Annotated in this window: 16 protein-coding genes; 9 read left to right on the forward strand and 7 right to left on the reverse strand. The window is 67.9% G+C overall.

The genetic code is table 11. The annotated features are described in order from the left end of the window. The first annotated feature begins 91 nt into the window (after window positions 1–91). From AC069T_RS04605 to AC069T_RS04615, 3 genes are all read left to right on the forward strand, one after another. Complete coding sequence (locus AC069T_RS04605) at window positions 92–4,267, forward strand: hypothetical protein (protein ID WP_478781307.1); 4,176 nt, start codon at window positions 92–94, stop codon at window positions 4,265–4,267. A gap of 420 nt (window positions 4,268–4,687) precedes the next feature. Next, complete coding sequence (locus AC069T_RS04610) at window positions 4,688–5,917, forward strand: hypothetical protein (RefSeq protein WP_478781308.1); 1,230 nt, start codon at window positions 4,688–4,690, stop codon at window positions 5,915–5,917. 411 nt (window positions 5,918–6,328) lie between these two features. Continuing rightward, complete coding sequence (locus AC069T_RS04615; protein ID WP_478781309.1) at window positions 6,329–6,949, forward strand: hypothetical protein; 621 nt, start codon at window positions 6,329–6,331, stop codon at window positions 6,947–6,949. 33 nt (window positions 6,950–6,982) lie between these two features. On the opposite strand, the gene AC069T_RS04620 is transcribed toward AC069T_RS04615, so the two are convergent. Then, the gene (locus AC069T_RS04620) at window positions 6,983–7,321 is read right to left on the reverse strand and encodes a hypothetical protein (protein ID WP_478781310.1); all 339 of its coding nucleotides are present in this window, start codon (window positions 7,319–7,321) and stop codon (window positions 6,983–6,985) included. A 201-nt stretch (window positions 7,322–7,522) separates the two neighbouring features. Here AC069T_RS04620 and AC069T_RS04625 point away from each other — a divergent pair, with 201 nt between their 5' ends. From AC069T_RS04625 to AC069T_RS04635, 3 genes are all read left to right on the forward strand, one after another. Next, the gene (locus tag AC069T_RS04625) at window positions 7,523–12,925 is read left to right on the forward strand and encodes a hypothetical protein (RefSeq protein WP_478781311.1); all 5,403 of its coding nucleotides are present in this window, start codon (window positions 7,523–7,525) and stop codon (window positions 12,923–12,925) included. After that, window positions 12,918–13,211, forward strand: a complete 294-nt coding sequence (locus tag AC069T_RS04630; RefSeq protein WP_478781394.1) for a WhiB family transcriptional regulator — start codon at window positions 12,918–12,920, stop codon at window positions 13,209–13,211. The genes AC069T_RS04625 and AC069T_RS04630 overlap by 8 nt, the downstream gene beginning before the upstream one ends. A gap of 325 nt (window positions 13,212–13,536) precedes the next feature. Beyond that, a complete protein-coding gene (locus tag AC069T_RS04635) occupies window positions 13,537–14,289 on the forward strand; it encodes a DUF5131 family protein (RefSeq protein ID WP_478781312.1) in 753 nt (250 codons plus the stop codon). Here AC069T_RS04635 and AC069T_RS04640 read toward each other — a convergent pair. The 3 genes from AC069T_RS04640 to AC069T_RS04650 all read right to left on the reverse strand — a co-directional run bounded on the left by AC069T_RS04640 (window position 14,276) and on the right by AC069T_RS04650 (window position 18,016). Beyond that, window positions 14,276–15,355 carry a three-Cys-motif partner protein TcmP gene (locus AC069T_RS04640; RefSeq protein WP_478781313.1) on the reverse strand — a complete coding sequence of 360 codons (1,080 nt, stop codon included), beginning with the start codon at window positions 15,353–15,355 and terminating at the stop codon, window positions 14,276–14,278. The genes AC069T_RS04635 and AC069T_RS04640 overlap by 14 nt on opposite strands. Window positions 15,356–15,734: 379 nt before the next feature. Continuing rightward, window positions 15,735–16,136 carry a hypothetical protein gene (locus AC069T_RS04645; protein ID WP_478781314.1) on the reverse strand — a complete coding sequence of 134 codons (402 nt, stop codon included), beginning with the start codon at window positions 16,134–16,136 and terminating at the stop codon, window positions 15,735–15,737. Beyond that, on the reverse strand, window positions 16,133–18,016 hold the full coding sequence (locus AC069T_RS04650) for a hypothetical protein (protein WP_478781315.1): 1,884 nt from the start codon (window positions 18,014–18,016) through the stop codon (window positions 16,133–16,135). Before AC069T_RS04650 ends, AC069T_RS04645 begins: the two co-directional genes overlap by 4 nt. A gap of 479 nt (window positions 18,017–18,495) precedes the next feature. Between AC069T_RS04650 and AC069T_RS04655 the strand changes: the two genes are divergently transcribed. After that, on the forward strand, window positions 18,496–19,590 hold the full coding sequence (locus tag AC069T_RS04655) for a KOW domain-containing RNA-binding protein (RefSeq protein ID WP_478781316.1): 1,095 nt from the start codon (window positions 18,496–18,498) through the stop codon (window positions 19,588–19,590). 129 nt (window positions 19,591–19,719) lie between these two features. Beyond that, window positions 19,720–21,450 carry an SIR2 family protein gene (locus AC069T_RS04660; protein ID WP_478781317.1) on the forward strand — a complete coding sequence of 577 codons (1,731 nt, stop codon included), beginning with the start codon at window positions 19,720–19,722 and terminating at the stop codon, window positions 21,448–21,450. A 133-nt stretch (window positions 21,451–21,583) separates the two neighbouring features. On the opposite strand, the gene AC069T_RS04665 is transcribed toward AC069T_RS04660, so the two are convergent. From AC069T_RS04665 to AC069T_RS04675, 3 genes are all read right to left on the reverse strand, one after another. Then, complete coding sequence (locus tag AC069T_RS04665; protein WP_478781318.1) at window positions 21,584–22,243, reverse strand: hypothetical protein; 660 nt, start codon at window positions 22,241–22,243, stop codon at window positions 21,584–21,586. Next, window positions 22,240–22,461, reverse strand: a complete 222-nt coding sequence (locus AC069T_RS04670; RefSeq protein ID WP_478781319.1) for a hypothetical protein — start codon at window positions 22,459–22,461, stop codon at window positions 22,240–22,242. Before AC069T_RS04670 ends, AC069T_RS04665 begins: the two co-directional genes overlap by 4 nt. Before the next feature lie 503 nt (window positions 22,462–22,964). Then, the gene (locus AC069T_RS04675) at window positions 22,965–23,876 is read right to left on the reverse strand and encodes a hypothetical protein (protein WP_478781320.1); all 912 of its coding nucleotides are present in this window, start codon (window positions 23,874–23,876) and stop codon (window positions 22,965–22,967) included. 90 nt (window positions 23,877–23,966) lie between these two features. On the opposite strand from AC069T_RS04675, the gene AC069T_RS04680 reads away from it, so the two are divergent. Continuing rightward, window positions 23,967–24,134, forward strand: coding sequence for a hypothetical protein (locus tag AC069T_RS04680; RefSeq protein WP_478781321.1), 168 nt, complete (start codon window positions 23,967–23,969; stop codon window positions 24,132–24,134). The last annotated feature ends 390 nt before the right edge of the window (window positions 24,135–24,524 follow it).

Raw genomic sequence — 24,524 nt, forward strand, 5'->3', positions numbered from 1 at the left:
AAGGGGGGCGGCTGGCCATCCAACCGTCTTGCTGGCGCTGTCGGTTTTAGGGTGGCCTCAACAGTTGGCCCCGCGCGCCAGGGAGAGCACGTTGACACAGCACCAGTTTCCCTGGCAGCGGCGGGTGTTCGTGCTGGACGAGCCGCCCGCCCAGGGCCGTTACGGATGGCCGCCACGCAACGCCGAGGCCGGTGTGCTGCTGGCCCAGGAGCGGGGCACTGCGGTCATAGTGCTGCGTGGCGAACGGGGTATGGGCAAGACGTACGCTCTGCGCCAGGAACACGATGCCCTGCTGGACGACGGTGTGGATGCCACCTGGCTGGAGTTGAAACGGTGCACCACGATCCGGCTGGCGCAGACGCGCCTGCAGGCAGCCCTGACACCTCCTACAGAGCCGGGGGAGTGGCACGTTCTCCTCGACGGCCTGGACGAAGGCCTCAACGACCTTCCCCAGCTGGACCAGCTCCTGGAAGAGGCGCTCGAAGAGGTGCCCGAGCCGGATCGCGAGAGGCTGCACCTGCGCATCACCTGCCGCAGCGCACGCTGGCCAGCCCGGTTCGAGGAAGCCTTGCGCACACGCTGGCAAGGCGACCATATAAAGATCATGGGATTGGCCCCACTCAGCCGAGACGATGTGGCCGCCGCGGCCCAGACGGTCGGCGTGGCGGATACCGATGCCCTGCTCGAGTCGATCCAGCAGCAGGGTCTGGTCGCACTGGCCACCCACCCGGTCACCCTGCTGCAGCTCCTCGACAGCTATGCCGCCCACGCCCGTCTGCCGGCCACGGTCCACGACGCCTACCTCGAAGCCTGCCTGCGCCTGTGCACCGAGCACCGCCGTCCCACCGACCCACACCAGCTACAGACTCAGACATCCCCCGAACATCTGCTGGCGGTCGCGGCCCGGCTGGCCGCCTCCCTGCAGTTCGGGCCGTACACAGCGGTAACTGAGGACCTCTTCACCAACGACTCCGCCACTCTGGAGGACCTTCGACTGTCGCGACTCGATGGCTCCGACGAGCCCGGACACCTGGGCGGCAGCGTCCCGTGCACCCTATGGAACCTACGCCAGGTGACCGAGTCGAGCCTGCTGGTCCCGACCGGTGACCTGCGTTGGGTGTTCGCCCACGACAGCTACCGCGAATTCCTTGCCGCCCACTTCCTGCGCATGCGCAACCTGCAGCCGCAACCGCAGCGCCAGCTGCTGTGGATCGGAGACGGCGAGGCCCGCCACATCATTCCCGCACACCAGGAAGTTGCTGCCTGGCGCGCCACCAGCGATGCCACGCTCTTTGCCGACCTCCTGCGCGACGATCCCCTCCTGCTGCTCCTGACCGACCTGCCCAGCCTGCCCGACACCGAGCGCAAGCGCACTGTTGACGCCCTGCTCGGCCTGCTGGAACGCGATGACACGGCAGACCTCGACCACAGCCTGCTGTACCGCCTCAACCACCCCGGCCTGGCCAGCCAGCTGCGGCCCCGCCTGCAGGAAGCCGGAGCGGCACATCTGCTGTACGCGGCCGTCAGCATCGCCCGGGCCTGCCCCCACCCGGAACTGGCCGACGACTTGCTGACGGTAGCCGAAAACACCCGCCACAACACCGGCGTGCGCACCGCGGCCCTGGCCGGTGTCGCCGAGCCCACCCCGGACGCGCTCACCCGGATCGCGGGCCTGGCCCAGGACGCGTCACCCGAGGTGATCGCGGCGGCACTGCGCCACCTCTTTCCCGGCCAGCTGACCGTGACCGAGTACCTCGACCGCGTCCGCGACCCGGACCCAACCTACGTGGGAGCAGGGTTCTTCCTGCGTCGCGAGGCTCCGGCACAGCTCGACGCCAGCACCATCGCCGAAGCAGCCGCATGGGCCGGGCAGGTCCTGCAGGCAGGAGAGGCCCAGGGAGCCAGTCCTGGCCTGGCCCTGGCGGTGATAGCTCGCGCGGTCACCCTGGACGAGATCACCCCTGCCCTCAACCTGGTGCCCCTCATCGGTGAGGGGCTCCTCAGCCTGGCCGCACACGAGGACCTCCTGCACAGCTCAGCCCTGCAGGGCTCCCTTGAGGATCTGGCCCGGGCACTGGACGACTGCTCCCGCACCCGGCATCTCCTCGCCCGCTACCTCCTGCAGCACGGCGACGACGAACCCTTCTACACCCTGCTGGCCGCCCTCCCCGGCGACTTCATCCTGCCCTACGCCGACCTATTGCACTGGATGGAACACTGGGGCCAACTCACCGCCATAAACGCGATCCGCGCCCGGCAGGCGGTCCGTTTCGCGCCTCCGGAAGACCGCGAGACAAAGGCCCGTGCCGATGCGTTGCGCCGTGCCAACCACACGCTCGCTGCCGCCACCGCGTTCTGGGACACCTACCAATACAACAAGCAAGAACGCGAAGCACGCGCCACAACGCAACACAAGCAACGGCGCTTCGATCCAGCCGCGTTGAGCATGGCTGTGGACGAGGCGCTTGCCGCCCGCGGCCCGGACGTCCTGACCGCATGGAACCGTGCCCTGGTCTGCCTGCTGCGCACACCTGACGGCTCACAACCGCAGCGCATGACCGGCATGCTCACCCTCGCCGACCAGGCCCCCTCACGGCCAGCAGCCGGCACCCAACAGGCCCGGCGTCTTGGCCAGGCAGCCCTACACCTCCTGACTGAGTCGCTGCCATTGACCGCAGCCAACTTCCGCACGGACTCCACAGCTCGTCCGCGGTCTACAGAACTCGCCGCCTTCGCCCTTATCGACAACCCGGCCGTGCTTAATGCCAGCCCCGCACACTGGGCCGGCTGGGTCGTCGCCCTGGCCCGCGACACCACCTACAACGCTCACGAACGCGAGATACAGCGCACCTGGATCCGACTTTGCATTCCGCGCGCCGGAGACCACCTGCACCCGCTGCTGCTGGACGCCCTCGACCACACCACCGACCAGACCCTGCGCGACCTGACCAGAACTCTAGGAAAAGACCCCTCCCTAGCACTCCGGCCCCTCCTTCACACCTGGGCACTGGACAGCGACCGCAGCCCCGAGCAGTGGTGGAACGTTCTCGACGAACTCGCCGCAGCCGGGGACACCGACGCCCTCAGCCACCTCGTACACGCTCTCGGCAATGACCCGAGCAGACGCGAGCCCGGCGCGCCGCAACGGCAACAGTGGCTGCTCGCCGCCCGCACCCTGCTCCGCCACGACATCGTTCGCGCTCACTGGCCTGCCCTACATCACGGCCTGAGCGACCCCACCGTCCTGGCGGAATACCGCGACCTACTCACCGACCTGTCCGCAGGACCCGACAGATGGCCCTTCAACCACCTCGGCGAAGACGAACTAGCTGATCTCTACACCCTCCTCCTGGACGATGTCGGCGTCGGACGCCTGCAGCGGCCCCTGTACAACGGCCTCATCCTGGACGAAGACCGCCTCGTCGACCTGCTGGATCACCTGCCGCGGATCCTCGCCTCCCGCGAAACGCACACAGCCGCAGCCGCCCTGCAACGGCTCGCTCTGGCATATCCGCAGGTATGGCAACTGCGCATGCTCGCCCGCAGCACAGCCCGCACGGCAGCAGACCACAGCGCGCAGCCCCTTGAGCCTGAACAGCTGATCCGGCTCGCCACCGACCACCAGACACGCCTCGTCCGCGACGCCCGCCAACTCCTCGACCTGGTCCGTGAATCCCTGGCCGCCCTGGAAGAAGACCTGCAGGGCTACAACGGAACCGCCGTCACCCTCTGGAACCGCGACCAGCACCGCTTCAACTCCACCACCCAGTGCTGGCCCTGCTGGGAAGACGACCTCAGCGACACCGTCGCCTCCTTCCTCCGCCGCGACATCGGCGGCCACCGCGTCGTCGTCAACCGGGAAGTCCAGGTACGACGCGACGGCCTGCCGGGCCTGCGCACCGACATACAGATCGAAGCCCCCGCGCCCGCCGACACCGGCCAGCACACCCTCAGAGTCATCATCGAGGCCAAAGGATGCTGGAACCCCGAACTGCCCACCACCGCCCGCACCCAGCTGCGCGCCTACCTCAGCGAACCCGACACCGCCGGCCTGCTCCTCGTCGGCTACTTCAACTGCACCCGCTGGAACACCAAGAAACGCAGCTGCCCCGCGACCAACCACGCCATCGACGATGTCCGCCGCGACCAACACGAGCAGATACGCCAACTAACCGATGACGGCACACTGCTGGCCGCAGCGCACGTACTGGACTGCCGGCTGCCCAGTGAGGACAGCGACTGGCGCAAGACGGACGAGATGGAGTAGACGCCCGGCCCGCCGCGGCAGTCCTCAACTCGAGCTGCATGTCCAGGCCGTCCGCACGCCGCGAGAGGACCAGGACCGCCCCCTGAACGATCACCATCGTCAAGGCACCGCAGGTCCGGCTGGCGCCCACCCTCTGACCCATCCCAACAGCCTGCGTCTGCGGGACCGCGCCTGTCCCGCGGCGCCACCCAGACCAGCGCCCGTAGCGTTGCCACGCCCAGGTTGCGGCCGCCGCGGACGGAGCCGCCCAGCACCTGCACCCGGCCCCCTCCCCTTGCGGCCCCGTCCGGAGAGGGGGAGAGACGGGCGGGCACGGGCTGGCAAGGGAGGGGAGAGAACCCGCGCTGGGGCCCGCGTGCGTGGGCGTTTCACACGGTAAACGTGTGGGGGAATGTCAGCGCCCTTCCATACGATCCTTTTGTGTCCTACCAATCGGCTCGTGATCTTCCTTCGTTCCGTGAAGCGGAACAGGCGCTGGCGGTCTTGCGATTCTTCCCCTCAGCGAGGGCTAAGGCCAAGGCTGTCAAGCAGCAGATGCTCAAACTCCAGCATCAGGTCGATGCCTTCTACGACCTGCTCAGCGAGAAGAACTGGATCCTCCACGACCATCTGTCGCTGACAGTGGTGGAGGCAATTCTCACCGATGCCCCTCAGGACGCGGACCGTGCCGAGGTCATGCTTATCGAGCACTACCACGATCGCGACCGGCTGTCGTTCATGATCCGCCTCCTCAGGAAGCTCCCCGCCATGCGCCGTCGACTTCCTTTGATCGACAAGGCGCAGGAGGACTACTTCGCTGGCCGCTACTACGCCTGCATCCATGTCCTGCTGAGCGTCATGGACGGCTTCGTCAACGAAGTCGAATCCGTACGCCGGGGCCTGCACGCCCGAGAAGCGAAGGACCTTCACGCCTGGGACAGCGTCGTCGGCCACCACCGCGGCCTCGCCCACGCCCACAAGACCTTCACCAAAGGCCGCAGCGCCACCCAGGAGGCGCCCGTGTACGAGCTCTATCGCAACGGCATCGTGCACGGCAGCATCCTCGAATACGACAACATCATCGTGGCGACCAAGGCATGGAATCGACTGTTCGCCGTCGCCGACTGGGCTTCCGCGCGAGAGAAAGAGCAGCAGCACAGCGCCGCTGGACCCTTCTCCTGGTCGGCACTGGCCGGACAGTTCAAAGACGCGGCCGCCTTCTTCGCGGAACAGGGGAAGATCAAAAGCATCGAAAAGCAGTGGACGACGCGTGAACACCTGCCGGGAACCGACGACTTCGCCAGCCACCCCGTCCGTGAGCGCACCGAGAGCCTGCTGACCTGGTGGAGGGACGGCAACTACGGATCCCTGAGCGACCTCCTCACTCAGGAGCTGCATACCAAGCACGGCAAGGCAGCACGCAGTGCGGTCCGTCGGGCCTACCAGGACTATCCTCTCGCCACCTTCCACGTCCTGGCCGTCAGGCACGACATGCCTGCCGCATGCACCGTTACAGCGCGACTGGACCCCGTCAGCGGCCCGCCAGCCACGGTGTCCATGCGGTGGATCAGAGAAGACGAGCAGGCTCACCCCAAGCCGGAGCCATGGCCGGGGGAATGGCGGCTATGGACGTGGGAGCCCCTGCACCTCTTTGCTCGCGCCAGCGACTGACGGGGCAGGAGCTTCCCAGGGCTGTTGCGTGCTCGTGAGCGAGGTACAAGTGCTAACTTTTCCCCTGCTCCAGCTCGCAGTGCCAGCACAGGGCGCCATGGGTCAGGTTTGGGCAACCCGGCATCCCACACACGGTTTGAGGCGGGTCACCTGCCCGTACAGGGACCGTCTCCTAGCCTCGCATCAGCGACTCCAGCACCAGGCGCGCTGGTGCTCCTCGCGGGCAATGCCCTTCTCTCCGATGAGATCATCCAACGGCACCGGAGTGCTGTGTGACAGATACCCAGTAGTGTCCCGCTGAGCCGTTCCTCTGCTTTTGGCGGGGGCGGCGGCCTTCCATAAGGGTGACTGCTTCTGCTGGCAGAAGCAGCTGGTCGTCTCCTGTCGGTGCACGGAACTACAGTCGTCTCCATGACCGATGCGACGTACGTGGCGGTATGGGTGCCGTACAACGATCCCAGCCGTCCATGGGACGAGGCTGCGGAACTAGCCATCGCTTGGGTACTGGAGCAGGCCGAGCATCTGGAGCAGAGACCTGTTCTGGTGACGACCTCCCAGGCTCAGTGGCGCCTAGGCCCGGTCACGATCGGGCAGTTCGCCCGTACATACGACACCGCCACCGCGCGTGGCAGCAGAGTGGCTGGGCAAGGCAGACCCGTTCTGGCCTACGCTCCTGGATACAGTGACATGTACCGTGCCATCTCCTACGCCAACGGTGGCGCGCTGGCGGTGGTTGAAAGCCAATCTGACCCGTTGATCGGCTGGGCCATGGAAGTGCAGGCTCTGGACCTCCTCAGCGGACAGGCGACGGCCGACAGCCGAACCGGAGCACAGCGAGCAGATCTCGAGTCCATTCATAGCTACGGCAACAACGGGTGGACGAGGGGATTCGGAGCCGACGGGGCTGCGAGGGTCCTACGGGCGCAGGACGACGTCCTGGAGGCAGATGTCATCCTTGGACACATGCTCGCCCGTGGGCATGACGAACTGTCACTTCAACGTCTTGCCAAGATCATTGAACAGGTCCGGTGAATCTGTCCCCAGCCCCGCTGCCTTTGGCGAGAGCTAAGCCGGGGGACAGCTGAGGGCCTCCCGGTCTGCTGGACGGGTGGCGACCTGGTCGGTCCGCACTCGCAGCGCCTTGTCCGCGAACTCGCCAGTGCCCTGGGCGCGTTGGGGATCCCACAGCCAGGTCTCGTCTCCGGTGGCGCCGAACGCGACGACCGGGTGGCCGGTGGGCAAAGGGCCTGGCTGCACAGCCGTCTTCATCGTGCCGAGCAGGATGACACAGACCCGCCGGGCGGGTATCCCGAAGAGGGGAGCGAGGTCGTGCCCGGCCGCGGCCTGTGCGGCAGTGCGCTTGGCGGCCGTGCTGGCAGAGGACAGGCCGCCTACCAAGGCCACCAGCATCATCAGCGCGGTAAGCGCGCCGACGGAGGCGATGCAGTAGGACGCTGGCAGACCCCCGTGACGTCCCGCACGGTCGGCAGGATGCAGGGACCCAAGGGGCCGGGATTCGGCAAAGATCGCGGACCAGCCGCATTTTCACAATCGAGCAAATGGCCTGGATGTCCAGATTCTCTGGACATTCGATATGGTGGTGGTGTGACTTCAACCGTCGACCTGCTCCGCGGCATGCTGGGCGAGAACGCGTACAAGGCCTTGGAGGCATTGGCCAGCACGGCCACGCCCCTGTCCGGCCGGAAGGTCGCGAAGGCTCTGAATGTATCTCCGACCACGGCGACAGCGGCGCTGGACAAGCTCCGAGAGGCCGGGTTCGCCACCGCAAGCCAGGTCGGGCGTGCCAAGCAGTGGCGCCTCAACACCGAAAACGACACGCTGCGCACCTGGTTGGAAGAGATCCGGATGAGTGCCGCCGACGCCCCCGCTCTCACCGGGATGAGCCCGTACGCGACAGGTGGTGGCGGCGTCACCTTTGAGCGCAAGGTCGCCGTCCAGTACCTTGCTCATCTGCTCCTCGGCGAGGGCGCTCCCGAGCTGGGCGACAGCCGGTCGGTCGTCAGCGTGGCCTTCCAGCAAGCACCGGAACACTCGGTTGACGACCTCGTCATCCACGCGGCGTGTGCCGACGAGCCGGAGCCGTCCCTGGTGCTCGCCCTCGCCGTGCGCCGCGCGCCTGACCTCGTGCAGAGCAACGAGTCGAGCAGGAAGCTCATCTGCACGTTCGTGCACGAGGTCGTCAACGCACCCGCCGACGGGCCTGAATACCGAGCGGCTCTGGTCGTCGCCGGTCCGCAAGAGCACGCGGAGCAGCTGGCGGTACTCGCCGCCGAGGCCGGCAAGCAAAAGGATGCGCCCAGCTTCTTCGGCCTCATCCGGACGCACCACAAGTTCCTCGGCGGCGTTCGGACACGGCTCACGCACATCGAAGAACTCGTCAGACTCGCACTGGCCACGCTCGGGACCGCTGATCCCAGCGTGCAGCTTGTCGAACAGCGCACCTGGGAACTGCTGTCACGGCTGACCGTGCTCATGCCCCGACTCGAGACACCGGATGAATCGGACTGGGCCCACGTAACGAACTCCCTGATCCCTGTGGCCCGCGGCACTGACCTCTACGGGGCTACGCGGTTGCTGGAACGGCTCGTTGCCCTGGCTGACGAGTACCCGCCGAAGGCGGCCACCGTCGACCTGAGTCTTCTGCGGCGCGATGCGCACCAGGTCCTCGACTCGGCCACACGCCGCCACCGGCAGGGATGGAGTGCACTCGGGCACCTTCACGAGCGTGCGCTTGCGTCGGTGCGCGACGAGATCGCTACCGAGGACAGTCGCACGGTGCGCCTTGACCGGAGCGATACGGCACGTCAGCTGCTCCAGCTCGTGGAGTCCCCGGCCGCGGCGGTCGTCGCGCACGGTGACTCCGGCGTGGGCAAGAGCGCCCTCGTCGTGCGCACGCTCGCCGACGCTGCACAGGACCCCGATTCCATGCAGGTGGCGTGCATCAACCTGCGGGATCTTCCCCCGACCACAGTGGAATTGGAGTCCGTGCTCGGCACCTCGCTCACCGCGCTTCTCGGCGAGCTGAGCGCCCCTCGGCGCCTGCTGGTCATCGACGGCGCCGACGCGCTCGCCGAGGGCCTGCGGAACCCCTTCCTCTATCTGGTTGACGCGGCTGGTCGGGCCGACGTCAAAATCGTGGCCGTCACGGCGAACGACGCCCAGCAAGTCGTCCGTGACACGATCAACGAACGCGGCGTCGGGGAGGTCGCCGGCTTCGAAGTACCACCGTTGACCGATGCCCAGGTCGCCGAAATCGTTGCAGTCTTTGACGAGTTGTCGACCCTCGCGGCGGACCCGCGCTCACGTGAGCTGCTGCGCAGACCCGTGGTGGTGGACCTGCTCGTCCGAGGAGGCGTGAGGACCACACCCCTCAGCGACGCCGATGCCATGCAGCAGGTGTGGTCGGGACTGGTGCTCCGCCGGCGTCCTGAACGCGGGACCCCGGACGCCCGGAACGTTGCCCTTCTCCGCCTGGCCGCCCTTGAACTCGGTCAAGGAGACCCCCTGGAGGTCGTCGGAGCGATCGATCCCACGGCGCTTGCGGGACTGCGGCAGGACGGGGTGCTGCGCACGGACGCGGACGACCCGTTCGCCATCGGCCCGCAGTTCGCCCATGACGAAGTGCGCCGGTACGCGATCGCCCGGCTCTTTCTCTCGGCCGGCCACCCCACGGCGAAATTGGTCGAGGCTGGCGTGCCGCGTTGGGCGCTCGGTGCCGCACGCCTTGCCTGCCAGACCCTGCTTGCCGCTCCCGTTACCCCGAAAGCCCCTCTGCGCGGCAGGTTCGCCCGCCTGCAGCAGGCCTTCGACGACCTGGTCGCGGCAGGCCATGGGGACCGCTGGGCGGACGTGCCCGGTGAAGCGCTCCTGACACTCGGAGCGCCCGACCCGGTCCTGCGCGAGGCCTGGCCCATGCTGCGCGCCGAGCCCGGTACCGGCCTGCGGCGACTCATCCGTCTCGTGCACCAGCGGCTACACAACGAAGCGGGCCTGGTGCGGATCGCCGCAGCTGAGCCGCTCATCGCCCTGCTCCTCGACGACGACGAACCCTGGCAACAGGGCAAGCACGTGCAGAACATGCTGCGGGACTGGCTCCACGCAGTCATCATCGCGGACACACCCGCCGGGTATCCGCTCCGGGTCAGGCTGCACAACCGCCTGCTTGCCGCCTGCGCCGCTGCCGACCGCCGGCTCAACGACGAGCAGGCAGCCGCGGCTGCGGCCCGGGCGGCCCAGTCGCCGGAGGAAGCCGAAGCCGAGCGCCAGTTCCTGGAGAGGCAGCGGCTGCTCTTCATGGGAGACAGCCGTCAGCGCGAGCGCCGTCGTAGACGTCTTGAGCTCCCCCGTGAGATCACCGATGAGCTCATGGTCGAACTGCTGGCACTGCTCGGCCCGGATCTCGGTGAGGACGGCGAGGCCGTTCTGCGCCGCGTTGCGCGCGACGCGCCGGCATGGGCCGGCCCCGCCGTCGAGGAGGTGCTGACCGGCCGGGCGCTGGCCATGTATCGGCGCGGTTTCCTTGCCGAGCTGACCGAGGCCTACTACCTCAACGAGGACCACGACGGGGCAGGGCTCCACGAGTACGGCATCCGGCGCCATAGCGCTCGCAGTCTCGGCATGGGCCCCCTTGCGGCCTGGTACCGCGGCCCGTTCATGCCGCTGTTCCGCTCTGACTTCCGTAACGGCGTCTCAGTACTGAACCGTATGCTCAACCACGCCGCACTGGTGCGCGCACGCACCCTCGCAGGCGGTCACCGCCACGACAGCGCCCGGATCGAGGACCACGACCTCGACGCCTACCGCATCGACCTCGACGTCGCCGGGGCGCGCCGGACCTACGTCGGAGACGGGCACGTCTGGCTCTGGTACCGGGGGACCGGCGTCGGTCCCTATCCCTGCATGAGCGCGCTGCAAGCGCTGGAGCAGATGTGTGACCAACTGGTCGAGGCGGACGTCCCCCTGACCACGCTGGTCGCCATCTTGCTCGAGGACTGCGAGAACCTGGCGATGATCGGCCTGGTCGTCGGGCTGCTCGTTCGCCACCTGGAACACGCCGACCGTCTGCTGGACCGCTATCTCACCGAGCCGGCGATCTGGAGGCTGGAGTTCGCACGTGTCGTCCAGGAAGCGAGCGGCTTGAGGGCAGCCACCGACGGACTGGCGGCACCCGAGCGCCGGCGCTGGTCGCTGCGGGAGGCAGCCATGACGATGGTGCTGCGCGCCGACGATCAGCGAACGGACGAGTTGCGACTGATCGGGCAACGGCTTGTCGCAACGGCCAGGCGACTGACGGAGGAAGAACTCGGCGAGCTCGACGAGGCAGCCGTCCAAGAACAGCTCGCGCCTGTGCGTGCCTGGGCCAGCAGCCTCGATCGCGGCACCTACCAGGCGCAGCAAGTGGAAGGAGGCCTGCAGCTCCAGAGCACGCCGCCCCAAGACGTCGTTGAAGCGCTGCAGGCCGGGAACGTCGAAACGGCACGCGCCCAGGAGGCCATCCGGCTGAGCGTCCGCTACTACATCGATCCCATGAACGGCAAGGACAACGCCGTCGACGCGGACGAGTTGGTCTCCGACCTGGCTTCGGCCCAAGACCTCCTCGAAAACCCGCCCGGCCTCGACCCCAGCGATCAGTGGGACGCACCCGCCGCGGTGGCCGCGACGGCACTCACCGCAGCCATCGTGGACGGCGTCGAGCTGCCCGTCGACGCACTGCGCTTCGCCGTCGACACACTCCTGCGCATCGGCGAGGACGCCGCACCATCGCGTCGATTCGAATCCGAGGACTCCTACTTCGAGCAGGGGGCGGACCGCATCGCCGCACAGGCACTGCCGCTCCTTCTTCTGCCCGCTGCTGCGGAGCTCCGCGCCCAGCTGGACGGCAAAGACGGCTCCACGACGTACCGTCAGGCCGTCACCGCGGCACACAAACTGGCGCATTCCCTCCCCAACGAGGTTCGTGTGCACCTGGCCCGCGGCCTCGACCATCTCTGGCCGGCTGCATGCACAGCCGGAAACAACACCTGCCACCACGAAACCGCCTTCCAGCTGACGGTCGAGACGATGCGCGACTGCACCCTCGGCGACTGGGACCCCGAGACTGGCCAGCGCGCAGTCGTCGCGCTCCACGATCCCGTCGCGCACTCGCTCGCCGCAGCCGCAGCCGACTCCATCTACGTAGACCGCCTCGACGCGGCGATCAGAGCCCTCGGCCCGGCGGCGACGGCGTCGAACTGCGTCTCGGCCCCCGCTGGCGAACTCCTCGCCGTCCTCCTCGCAACGCACCGCCGCGCGTTGCTTGCTTCCGAGCACGACATGGACAGCCGCGGCACCCACGCCCTGATCGCGGCGCGGGCACTGCTTACGGTGGCAAGCACGGGTCAAGACGCAGCCGTCTTCCAGCACATCGACGCCTATGCCGACAACGCGACGCTACTCGGCAGCTTCCTGTGCGCGCTGTCTTCCGCTGCCGAGGAGTCTGCGGACAGGGCAGCCACCGCGAAGCGGATGTGGCCGACCGTGATCGCCCATGTGATCGCGCTGCAAGCCTCCGGGCACAGGCCCTTCGCAGGGCGAAGCGAGTACCGCTCTGCCCTGGCTTCGCTCCTGCCCAACCCCGCCTCCGAAGGGGCTTATCTCTACCGGGAAGTTCAGGACGAGCCCATCGCCTGGTGGGAACCCCTGGCCTGGCAGGACACCGTCGCCCAGTGGTTGCCCCTCGCTCAGGGCCACGCAGCATGCGTGGATCAGCTCATCGGCTTCATCAAGCCCCTACCGGCCGAAGAGCAGGTACACATCGGCCTTCCCTGGGTGGCGAACCTTGTCCTCGCCAATCCCAGCCAAGTATCGAACCGCACTTACCTACTGACGTCATGGCTGATCGAACTACGCCAAACTGTGGCCGACGCAGGCATGCCAGCCGACTGGCAACGGGTAGTCGATGCACTCGTAGTTGCTGGAGTGTCCCGACTCGCACCGTACTCTGAGTAACCGCGCCGGGAGATCGGCCGACCCCGACGATCTGTTCGTCGAGGGCGCCGCACAAAACCGCGCCAAAACACTGTGCAGCGGCTGCGGCGTTCGGACCGAGTGTCTCGCCTACGCCTTGGACCAGCGCATTGAATTCGGCGTGTGGGGAGGCATGACCGAACGTGAGCGGCGGGCCCTGCTGCGGCGTCGGCCTACCGTGGCCTCCTGGCGACGCCTACTGGAGACCGCCCGTGCGGAACACGGGAGAACCCGCGGTGCCAAGGCTGCTGTCTCGCAGGCGAGTTGACACCGGTAACGCCCACGCCAGTGCCCCTGCGGCTGTTTGGCGGAGCCAACGGCCGGTGCGCCCGCCTGCCCCGAATGTGCACAGGGAGCCAGGATCCGCCCTGCGCGGTGCGGGTCTCTGACCCGGTACCCCCCGACGTGAGGCGTGAAGGTGTGTTCCCACCGCGCGAAAATGGGTACACACGTTCTATTCGGTGATGTCTCAAAGGGCGCACCGGGCAACGGCCGCGGTGATTGGATGCCGGTGAGGGCGGGCGGGCCGCCGGACCGTCGGCACGCAACGGACCGCGCACCGGCAACCGGCAGCAGGCGATGGAGGATTCAGGGTGAGTGATCGCAGCGCGATCGAGTGGACTGAGGCCACATGGAACCCGACGACGGGCTGTGACCAGGTCTCTGCAGGCTGCGACAACTGCTACGCCCTGACCTTGGGCAAGCGGCTGAAGGCGATGGGATCCGCGAAGTACCAAAAGGACGGCGATCCCCGTACCTCCGGGCCTGGCTTCGGCCTGACCCTGCACCCGGAGTCGCTCACGGTGCCCTACGGTTGGAAAAGCCCCCGCACGGTCTTCGTGAACTCGATGTCAGACCTCTTCCACGCCCGCGTCCCCCTCGACTACGTCCGCCGCGTCTTCGACGTGATCACCGACACCCCGCAGCACACCTACCAGGTACTGACCAAGCGGGCTCGGCGACTGCGCCTGGTCGCCGACCGGCTCGAGTGGCCCCCGAATCTGTGGATGGGGGTGTCGGTGGAGAGCGCCAAGGAACTCCCGCGCGTCGACGACCTGCGCCAGGTGCCCGCCGCGGTCAGATTCCTCTCCTGCGAGCCGCTGCTGGGGCCGCTGGGCGGTCTGGACCTGACCGGCATTCACTGGGTGATCGCCGGCGGCGAGTCCGGGCCGCGTTTTCGCCCCGTCCGGGAAGAGTGGCTCACCGAGATCCGTGACCTGTGCGATGAGGCCGACGTGCCGTTCTTCTTCAAACAGTGGGGCGGGCGCACCCCGAAGGCGGCAGGCCGGCACCTGCACGGGCGCACATGGGACCAGATGCCCCTTGTGCCGGCTACCGCACGCTGACCGTGCTGGCCTTGGTGATGCGGCCTCGCGGAACGACGAGGGCGAGATGTTCGTCCCGTAGATGTGTCACGGCCTTGGCGGCGTCCTTCGCCCGCCACTGCGCGGTCTCGGTCAGCAGCCACTGCCCGAGATCGCCCACGCCGATCGGGCCCTTCTTCACCCGCTCGTACACGAGGGCGACCAGCTCCGGGTCGATCACTTCCGTCTCCCACAGCGTTCCCTGCCCGATGGGCACCGCTCCGCGGCAGCGGGGGTCTTTGAAGCTCATGCCGTCGCTGCGGTCGACCGTCCACATCGCCTCCTTCATCACCTCCACCCCCTTGGGGTGGCGGGTGCCGAAGACGAGATGCAGCGGCTGGCCCGTGCGCGGGACAACCTGGAACTGCAGGCAGTACTCGAAGCCGGCCCGCTGCAGCGCGGAACGGAAAGCCTCCAGCCAGGCCCGCCACTGCTCATCGCTTCGCTGCACCGCCGCGGCTTTCTCCCAGAAGAGGCGGCCGCCGAAGACCTGATCGAAGATGTCGGCGTTGATGTCCTTGCGCCGGTTGAACCAGTTCGGCCCGAACGTGGTGATCACTTCGCTGCCGGGGTTGAGGGCGATGCGACGCATCAGCGACAGCGGCGTGTTGACGCTGCCCCAGCTGTCGAAGACACCGAGGATCGGCTGCCCCCAGGCCCCGGTCTCCGTCAGAATCCGCTCGCTGTCCCGGCCCGCCGCGCCCTGGTGGACGGTGACGCGTACCGGCAGCTTCTCCAGCGGGCCGAAGCGGTCAACCAGCAGCTGCCGCAGATGCTCATAGCGGTCCCGGCGCTTCTCGATGAACACCAGCTGCACACGCTGGGGGGAGAGCCCCATCCGGTCGGCAGCATCATGCTCCAGCAGCCGCTGCAACGCGAAGACGGGCGAACCGTCCTCGCCCGTCTCATACCGTCCCGGCCCGGCAAAGGCGTCGAGCAGTGTCACTCTGCTCCAGCTGCGCACACCGTGCGGCTGCAGCATGATCGGCCACCATGCGTCGTAGTACCGCCGGTAGAGTTTGTGTTTCGCTGCCGTGGCAGGCTCCAACGGCCATAACAGACCCACCCGTTCCCCCTCGCTCCGACGGTCATCCTTCAATCACATGCCGTACCAGATGGTGAACCGCACGCCAGGGACCGACAAGAGGGCCCCTCGTCACCGGTACACCACACCGCCGATAGATCCGGTACCAGGGCCCGAGCTGCCGCCACGATGCGAGGCGAATTGCAGTCCCGGAATCCGGCCTTCACCAGGAGCTCTCCGGAGCCCAGGGCCAGAACAGCAGGGGCCCGGGGCCACGGCCGACGACGGCCCGGCCGTGGCACCGCTCCCAGTCAGACAGGCTGCTAAGCGGTGCCCCTCCGAACCTCAATCGGATGTCGGCGCGAGCCGTGCGCCGGTCAAATCCGTCCCCAACTAGGCAGGTCTACCGGGGTCCGCCGAGATGGGGGAGCCGCTTTGTGTCGATCGGCCGCAGGACCGCTCCGATCCGGCCCTCGATCCTGCGTACGAGGTCTTCCTCGGTGCCCGCCGCCAGTGGGACGACCATCAGACGGGTCCACCGTGCGGCCCGTCCAGACAGCACATGTTCCTGGACGCGGTCACCGACCGAGCCGTCGCGGATCGTGCTCCCGGTGTAGCGGATGATGTTCTCGAAGTCGGCGGCAATGTAGATCCCCGTCGAGAATGCCGTCCAGGCTCCACCCTCGGTGATCTGCAGGATCGTCGAAGCGGCAGGGATGCGTCGCAGCAGTGCGGATCCGGCGAGATCGCACGCGGTGTCGTAGTTCTCCGGTGTGAGCGTGCACGCAAAACGCCTCGGCCTCATCGGGCCTCACCGCTCTGGTCCCGGTCGGCCCGCATCCGGCCGGCTCGGCGGCGCGCGCCTCGCCATTCCGAGACAAGGTCGGTGATCTCGGTGAGCGTGGTCCGCACGTTGGGGTTCTCGTATCCCAACGTGTCCACCAGGGCCATGCCGTTCTGGTCGGTCACCTCGCCGACCCTCTGAGCTGCGGCAAGCAGGTCGTCGAGGTGGTCCTGAAACTTCGCGAGCGCCGCCGAGAATTGGTCCTCCGGGCTCTGGTGCGTGATGCCTTCCCCGTCGGACAGATCAGTGAGTTCGTGCAGCCGCTCGGGGGTGAGAATCTCGGCGTCCGTGATGACATGGTCCTGCGGCATGGTGCCGTCGGCCAGTTCCTGCGGGTCCCGTCCGGCACGGCCGTCCAGCACGACCTGGCACAGTTGCCGCAGGCCGGCATCGGTCTTGGTCAGCTGCCGCATGATCTGCTGGGGCTCGGTGTTGCTGCCGCGGCGACCGAACTCGGAGCGGGTCAACAGCTGGGTGCGGCCCCCGACCAGGTAGTAGCTGGCAAGCGCGGCGAGTTCGGCGGTGGCCGGGCCGGCGGCGTCCCCGTCCTGTACGAGTTCGCGGAGTGCCTCAGACAGCAGGTCGATCGGGGTACGGCAGGTCAGCTCGACTCCGCGCAGGACCGACCAGCGCCAGGTCCGCTCGAGCGCGGACCGCAGGGAGGTAAGCCGCTTGTCCGCGGGGAAGCTCCGCAGGGCGACCTCGGCGGCCAGTTGAGTGCGCTCCTCCAGCTTGGGCTTCGTGCCGGTGAGGTCGGCGATCGCTTCGTTGACCGCACGGGCCTGGCGCTTGTTCGGGTGAGGGTTGAGGGCCCCGCAGGCCAGGACGGCGACCTGGTCGGGAAGAAGGTTATGCACGCGCTCCGTGCCGTCGAGGATGTTGCGGACCTCTTCGGCTGTCATCCCGCCGGGAACGGGAAGCAGTTCGCGTTCGTAGAGGTTGTCCACCGCGGCGTTCGCCTTGGCGTTCAGCGTGGTCGCGGTGGAGAAGGTCATGGGCGGCGCCATGTGCAGGTGAGCCACAAGCCGCCGCCGAGCCCGGTCGAAAGCCCGGGGGGCCGAGAAGGCGATGATCACCCGGGCGTTGGGCATGATCGAGCAGCGGACCTTGCGGGCCTGCTCGCCGGTGACGATGTCGCTTCCGGCCCAGTCCACAAGGTCCTTGAGCAGGTTGATCGCGCGACGGCTGCCGGGGCGCAGGTTCCAGGCAACGTCCTTGAACGTGATGCCGAGGCCCTCGTGGGCGGCGACGGTGCGGCCGAAGCCATCCGTGGACTCCAGCCTGGTCACCGTGCCCACGTCGCTGGTCAGTTGGACGGCGCTCAGCCATCCCGGTGTTTCGATTCCGCGGTCCATGATGGAGCCGACGTGCGGGTTGTTCGCCACCATGTCGGCGATCCGCGGGGCCATCGCGTCGATCATCTCGTCGACCGAGTCCATCTCGAAGGTGAGCAGTGCCTCCCCCTCGATTGCCCCGAACCGAGGCATGCGCATCGTGCCGCGGGCGTGCTCGTCCTCGAACCGGATGTTGTCCGGCGACGGCAGGATGCGCCAGGTCACGACATCGAACTCGATGTACGTAAACTCCTCGGAGCCGAAGCGCTGAGTCTTCGGCGAGCGCAGAGCCCGGCGAAGCTGCTGTTGATCGGCAGCTGAGGCGGTCAGGACCTCGGCTATCGTGGGGCTCAGGCCGGCCGCGACGCCAGCGGAGATGCTTTTGTCGAGCACCGCCTTCGAGGCGGGCGGGCGCAGACGCGCGCCGATGAGTCGGTGATCGACGATGTCGGACTCGGTGAAGGAGGGAAGCGGCGGCTCGATGGCCAACGCGGGTGCTTGGGACACAGGGGTCTTCCTCAGTCTCTCGACCTGCTCACCGCTGTGGTCAGCAGAGGGCGAGGGCTTGGACCTGACTCGGCACCGTGCCCCCACCTGCCCTCCCGGCCGGGTGGCCGTCCAGGGTTGTGGCGCACACCGCCCAACTCACCGTTCCTTCAGGACACCCGCCGATCAGTGACGGGTGGAGCCTTGGTTAGACCGGGCCATCTTGATGACAACGGCCTTACTGGAAACGCGAACTGACGATAATGCAGCTAGCCGAAGAGGTTAGCGTCGCCGCGACTGTACGCGCTACCCGAGGCCCGACGCCGGCCGTAGTCGGGCCCCGATGGTGATGCCTGGGATTGTCCGGAACGTCGCACGGCGCGGGGGAGTGGCGGCCCTGTCCGTACGCAGCGGGTGAAGATCCGCCGCTGTCAGTGCCTGCCTCTACTCTGCTGGTTGGGCAGCGCACGGGAGGCGTTATGGCGGATATGACGGCGGGCATGCACGAGTTCTGGCCGCACGTTCTGGAAGCGGTCAAGAACCGGCGACGGTTCACCTGGATTCTGCTGGAGCAGCACACGGAGGTGCTCTTCTACGACGGCGCCACCCTGACGCTGAGCGCGCCGAACCAGGGTATATACGACCACCTCGTTAACTCGGGCGGCTGCGACGTGCTGGACGAAGCCCTTGACCAGGTGCTCCACACCCGGCCTGCCGTCGAACTGGTGGTGGAGGGAGGGGCGCCGCTGGCCCTTCCGAGCTCCACGCCGGAAGGCCCGGCGACGGAGGTGCGGGTGTCCGTAGCCGTCACCACCTCTGAAACCTCGAGCGAGCCAAGCGAAGCAGCGACACACACGCTGCATCGCGTCCTGGCCCAGACCGCGTTCCTCATGCATGAGCAGGGCAACAGCCAGGCCGCGGCACTGCTGGCCGACGTCGAGGACGTGGAACTGGTCCCCGGCAACCGGTTCGGTGACTGGCAGGACGCTGTACTCATCGTGCCGCCCTATCTCGTTCCCCGGTTTACCGAGACCGTGACCGCAGCCATCCAGCCGGTGTTCGAGCATGTGGCAGGACGGCACGGTCTGGAGATCGGCGGGGTCACTGCCGCGCCGGCGCTGCCCGACATCGGTGACGACTGGCGGCGGATACTGCAGGAGCGGCTGGCCAAGGGAGCGGCGTCCAACCAGGCGTCGAGGACCCGCGCCAAAGGAGTTACCCCCGGGCTCAGCAAGGAAGGCTTCGTCTTCGACTCCCGCGAAGAAGTGCTCGTCTACGAGGCACTGAAGAGGGCGCAGGCGACGCTGCCCCAGGAGTCCACCATCTCCGTCTTCCCACTGCCGATGGGACGCGTCGGTGTCGGCAACGCCTGGACGCCGGACTTCCTCGTCACTGTCGCCGGCAGGGTGGGGATCATCGAGGTCGACGGACCCCACCACCGGGGGCGCTTCGGCGCGGACACCACGCGCGACCGGCACTGGCGCAACAGCGGGATCGTTCACATCGAACGCATCCTCGTCGAGGAGACCAGCGCCGACGCTGATCTTGACGCGCTCGTCCGGCAATTCCTCACACGGCTGCGTGAATACCGCTGACGCCTCCCTCGGTGCGATGGGGCGGGCAGAGGACCCCACCCCTACTTTTCGTCTTTCTGACGTAAAGTAGGGGTGGGCCAGGCCGACCGGTAACTGGCACCTTGCCGTGCCGATACCCGGAGGTCGTTGATGGAGACCATGGAACCGCACGTCCAGCTCGCATTCGCCATGCACGCCGCACCCGGCGCCTACGCCGTGCTCCTCGGCGCGGGCGCCTCGATCGCCTCCGGCATGCCCGCCGCGTGGGACGTCCAGCAAGACCTCATCCGCCGTGTCGCCGCCGCGGAGGGGGCCAAGGAGATCGGCGATCCGCACACCTGGTACCGGGAACGGTTCGGCCGGCCCGCCACCTACGACACACTCCTGGCCACCCTCACCAGCACCCCGTACGAGCGCCAGATACTCCTGCGCTCCTACTTCGAGCCCGACGAGCAGGAGCGCGAAGAAGGACGCAAACGGCCCACGGCCGCCCACCACGCCATCGCCCGGCTCGCCGCCGCGGGCATCGTGCGCATCGTGCTGACCACCAACTTCGACCGGCTCGCCGAGACCGCGCTGCGCGAGGCGGGTATCGAACCGACCGTGGTCGCCCACGCCGACGACATCACCGGCCTCGCTCCGCTCCACACCGTCAAGTGTCTGGTCGTGCATGTGCACGGCGACTACCTCAACCCCACGAGCATGCTCAACACCCCCGAAGAACTCGAGCACTACGACCCCAAGGTGGATGCGCTACTGGACCGTGTCTTCGACGAATACGGCCTGGCCATCGCCGGCTGGTCCGCCACCTACGACCCCGCCCTGCGCAACGCCCTGTCCCGCTGCACCACGCGCCGCTTCGCCACCTTCTGGACCGATCCCCGTCCGCTGTCCGAAGCGGCCCAGGACCTGCTGACCCGCAGGGCCGCCACCTACGTGGCTGCGGACGCCGACACCTTCTTCGCACAGAGCGCCGACGCCGTCGATGCGCTCAACGACATCGCACGTGAGCACCCGGTCAGTACCGCCGTCGCCGTGGCGTCCGCCAAACGCGCCCTGGCCGGCACCCGGCAGGCGATCTCGCTGCACGACACCCTTGGCAGGGAGTTCACTCGCATCACCAATCTCCCTATGCGCCAGGGTCCGTGGAACGTTGCCGACGAACGAGCCGAGTACGTCCACCGCCTCGACACGCTCAGCGCCGAGATCGAGCGCCTGCTCGCCCTGGTGGCCACCTGCGCCTACTGGGGCAGCGATGAGACCGACCGCTGGTGGATCAACGACATCGAACAGCTCGCGGAACCCAGCCGCGACGGCGGCGTGACCTCCCTTCTCAACCTCGTGCGTGCTCCCGCCGTCATGGTCACCCACGCGGCGGGTGTGGCCGCTCTCGCCGCTGAACGATGGCGAACTGTGGCCCGCATCCTCACCGAACCCCACACGCCAGACCCCTACGCGAACGGCAACCCTGCCGCCCCGGTCGCCGTCCTCCTCGGCCCAGGCGCCGTGCTCGCCCAACGAAACGCCTCCGAGCATCTCTACCAGCAGCTTCGCCCCGTCTTCACCGAACACCTGGCCCTCAGCCCGACCGCCTACACGGATGCCTGGGAACGCTTCGAACTCCTGCGGCTCATCGCCGTGTACAGCGCAGGCCGCGGCCTGGACGGAGCTCTCCAAATGCGTCGGACGGGCGGGATGGACGCCTACCGGCCCCTCGCGGCCGCATGGCTGGAACGGCAGCTCACCCGTTCCCCCGAAGGGCACCCACTGCTGGCCGAGGGATTCTGCGACGGCGATATCACCAAGCTGAAGGATGCCCAGAAACGGTTCCTCGAAGACTTCAACAGATGGGCCACACGCCTCGCCTGGGGAGCGGAATAGCCCCACTCCGGACGCTCACCTCTCGTGTCAGCCCGTGGCCGGGGCAGGCCGACCACCAGGCAGGCGAGCGTAGGGACCCACGGCCACCCCCCTGCGAGCGCCCGATCCCGCCGACCGGGGATGCGCGGACACGTCATTCAGGAGAACTTTGTCCGCTACGGCCGCCCGCTCGGCGCAGGTGCCGTCGGGCGGCGTGCTTCACGCGACCCGACTCGTCTGACTCCAGTTGGGCCCTGCCGAGGAGAAGGGTCAACTCGTCGTACACGCCTTCCGGATCTCCGGTCTCCAGGATCAACGAGACCGTGATGTCCAGAGCCTGGTCGATCTTTCCGTCGGACTCGCGCCGGGCCTGCTCGATCCGCCTGAGGTTGCGGGCGATGTTCGGCCGGGCGGTGGCGAAGGCGGCGGGGAGCCTGCCGAGTGCATCGGACAGGTCCCATCCCTTGGGCACCATGTAGGACCGCTCCTCACCACGTCCCTTGACCACCGGCTCGGTAATGAGCGGGCCCTCGGTGTGCTCGACGTTCATGCGTAGCTTCGAGCAGGACCGGTACAAGGCGGTCAGGTCCGGGTCGTGGTCTTCGAGGATGATCTCGGCCACGGTGTAGCCCATCGTGCGAAGGAATGAACGGCTGAGCATGGCGGCGCCGTCGAGGGAGACCCGTTCCAGGTCGTAGGCGACGGTGAAACGGTCGCCGTCGCGGCTGACCATGATGGCTTTGTCCTGGATGGCGGTGCCGAGTCGGATCCCCACGGTGACGTCGTTGAGCTGGGAGAAGGAGATGGCGGTCATGCCTCCACCCCCGGGTGGGTGGGAATCCCGCGCACGGCGCGGAGCCGCTCCTCGGCCTCCGCTACGTCCTGGACGCGGTCGTCCACGATGCCGATGATCACCTGCAGCAGGTCGTGAGCGGTCCGACACTGCGTATCGCCGTGCAGTTCAGCGAGCTTGGACAGGCCGATGCCGGCCTCGATCACCAAGGTGGCGACACCGTCGTAGGAGGTGGCCATGGCGCGGAGTTGCTGCCAGGTCGGGGGAGGGCTTGTTGTGGTGCGGAGACCCGCAGGACCGGCGGATGCCGCGGGGGTGCACTGGCCGGAAGGGTTGGCGGACGTCGGTGACGTCGGTGTGAGCGTGTGCACGGATCGGGCTCTTTCCTGCTTGGCTGTTGGAGGCTTTCGGACGGCCCGTCAGTGGCCCGGGAAGTGTTGCGTTCCGCGGACACCGGGGACTGGAGAGGCGCGGGGGAGCGAGGGGGCCGCGGTCGAGGTACCGCTCGTGGGAGGGGACGGAACAGGTGTTCCAACCGGGGCGCCGCCGGGCGCACCGGCTTGAGTCCCGCACCTCTGGCAGCCCCAGCGCGCCGGCTCCTTCCGCTCCGCGTTCGAGGTCACTACTGGCTGCCGACCGGCCCTGCCGACGAGCGCCGGACTGCTGTGGCGTTCCGCCAGTCGGCGATCGCTGTGCCGTCCGGGTGCGGCCCGCGGACATCGGCCGCACCCGGGCGTCCGGTTCAGGCCGCCGCCGGCGGCACCGCCTCTGCCTGATCGAGGGACGAGAGGAGAGGGAAGGCGCAGTCCCCGGGGCGACGACCCAGCCGCTGCACGGTGACTGCTGCCAGCAACGCCAAGCCAGGACCGGTAACCGCAGAGCGCGCCGTCCCCACGTAGTAGATGCCGTTCTCGTCGGGCTCCACGTCCACACGGTCGATGCCTACGACCAGTGCGGCGCAGTAGCCCCACAGATCCGTACGCAGCCCGCTGGGAAGGTCGGCGCGGACCCAGACCAGGGGATGGGGCGCACCGTGCCCGTCGTAGCCGATGGTGACCGCGGCGCCGACGCCGTCGGGGAGCGGATACGCCTCTGCGGGGATGTCCTCCGCCACACCGTTCAGCTCGTTGGTGATCATGTCGCGCAGTGCTGCGATCGCGTCCTCGTTGCGCCGCCACCCGTGCAACGGCGCGTAGACGGAGCCGTCGTAGAGGTTGCGCACGTCCGTGATCCTGGCCAGGCGCCCGTCCCGGGGATCCTCCTCGCCCGGACGAGCGAGGGTCTCGCTGAAGCTCACGTTCAGCTTCGAATCCAGCACGATGGCGGCCCACCCATGCTTGATGTACTCCGTGAAGAGCAGCCGGACCAGGCGTTCCCTCGACTTGCCGGGCAGCCCGGGGACCGTGACGACGAGGAGTCGGCCGCGGTGGGCGATGAGCAGCGCCTGTTCGTCGTCGTGCAGTTCCCGCTCGAAGGCCTCCGCGCCCAGGGCGTTCTGCAGAACTTCGACGGGCAGGGCCCACGCGTCGTGCGCGCGCAGGGGGTACCGGGCCTTAGCCGATGCCTGGGCGGGCCTTCGAACCGGCTCGGCGCTGACCTGTTCCTGGCAGGGACCGACATTGGTCGTAACGGCGCGCAGCGAATTGGACGCCACGATGTCTCCTTCCGCCGGGGAGTTGGGTTAAAGCCAGTCTTGGCCGATACCGCATGCGAAGCCGCGTAGAGTAGGAAAACCTCTTCTCGTATGGCCTGTTGCAGCCAGGCTGGGGACCCCTACAGCACCGCCGAGCTGCCGAGGGCCCTGCGCACCGTCGATGCGGACCAGGAGCGGATTCCGCGCAAGCGGAGCCTGACCCACGTGCAGACCGTGGGCGAGGCCAACGCGCAGGCAGCCTCCCCCGACGGCTGGTAGACGCAGGATGGGCCGCCTTTCCCTTCCTTAAACTGCCCGACCACATGCAACCTGGGCCGTCCTATGAAAGAGAGCCCGACACGACCGAGTCCGCTCTCTGGGACTCGAGGACTCTCCGTGAGCAGCGCGCCTGTTCCCCTTCGGTCTCCGCTGTCGTACAGCACATCAACGGCCGCGTCCGGAAGGCGATCAGGGTAGGGGAGGGCCGCCGCATCCCATCCCCGCGGAGGGCTGATGAGGCAAGCCGGGCACGATGACGCACCTCGACCTCACAGACCAGCCCTGACCTGCTGTTCTTCCGGACACTCTCGCCGCGGTGACGGCGGTGACGCACTTTCCCCCATCTCTCGCTCTGGGCTCCCTGTCCCAGTCCGTCGGGAGTGAGTCCAC

This window comes from Streptomyces sp. NPDC043867, from assembly GCF_056435845.1.

What these genes read in the sequence shown, in the direction of transcription:
- AC069T_RS04615 (WP_478781309.1), top strand. Translation starts at nt 6,329, where the DNA reads ATGACCGATGCGACGTACGTGGCGGTATGGGTGCCGTACAACGATCCC.
- AC069T_RS04645 (WP_478781314.1), bottom strand. Translation starts at nt 16,136, where the DNA reads ATGAGGCCGAGGCGTTTTGCGTGCACGCTCACACCGGAGAACTACGAC.
- AC069T_RS04655 (WP_478781316.1), top strand. Translation starts at nt 18,496, where the DNA reads ATGCACGAGTTCTGGCCGCACGTTCTGGAAGCGGTCAAGAACCGGCGA.
- AC069T_RS04660 (WP_478781317.1), top strand. Translation starts at nt 19,720, where the DNA reads ATGGAGACCATGGAACCGCACGTCCAGCTCGCATTCGCCATGCACGCC.
- AC069T_RS04665 (WP_478781318.1), bottom strand. Translation starts at nt 22,243, where the DNA reads ATGACCGCCATCTCCTTCTCCCAGCTCAACGACGTCACCGTGGGGATC.
- AC069T_RS04670 (WP_478781319.1), bottom strand. Translation starts at nt 22,461, where the DNA reads ATGGCCACCTCCTACGACGGTGTCGCCACCTTGGTGATCGAGGCCGGC.
- AC069T_RS04680 (WP_478781321.1), top strand. Translation starts at nt 23,967, where the DNA reads ATGGCCTGTTGCAGCCAGGCTGGGGACCCCTACAGCACCGCCGAGCTG.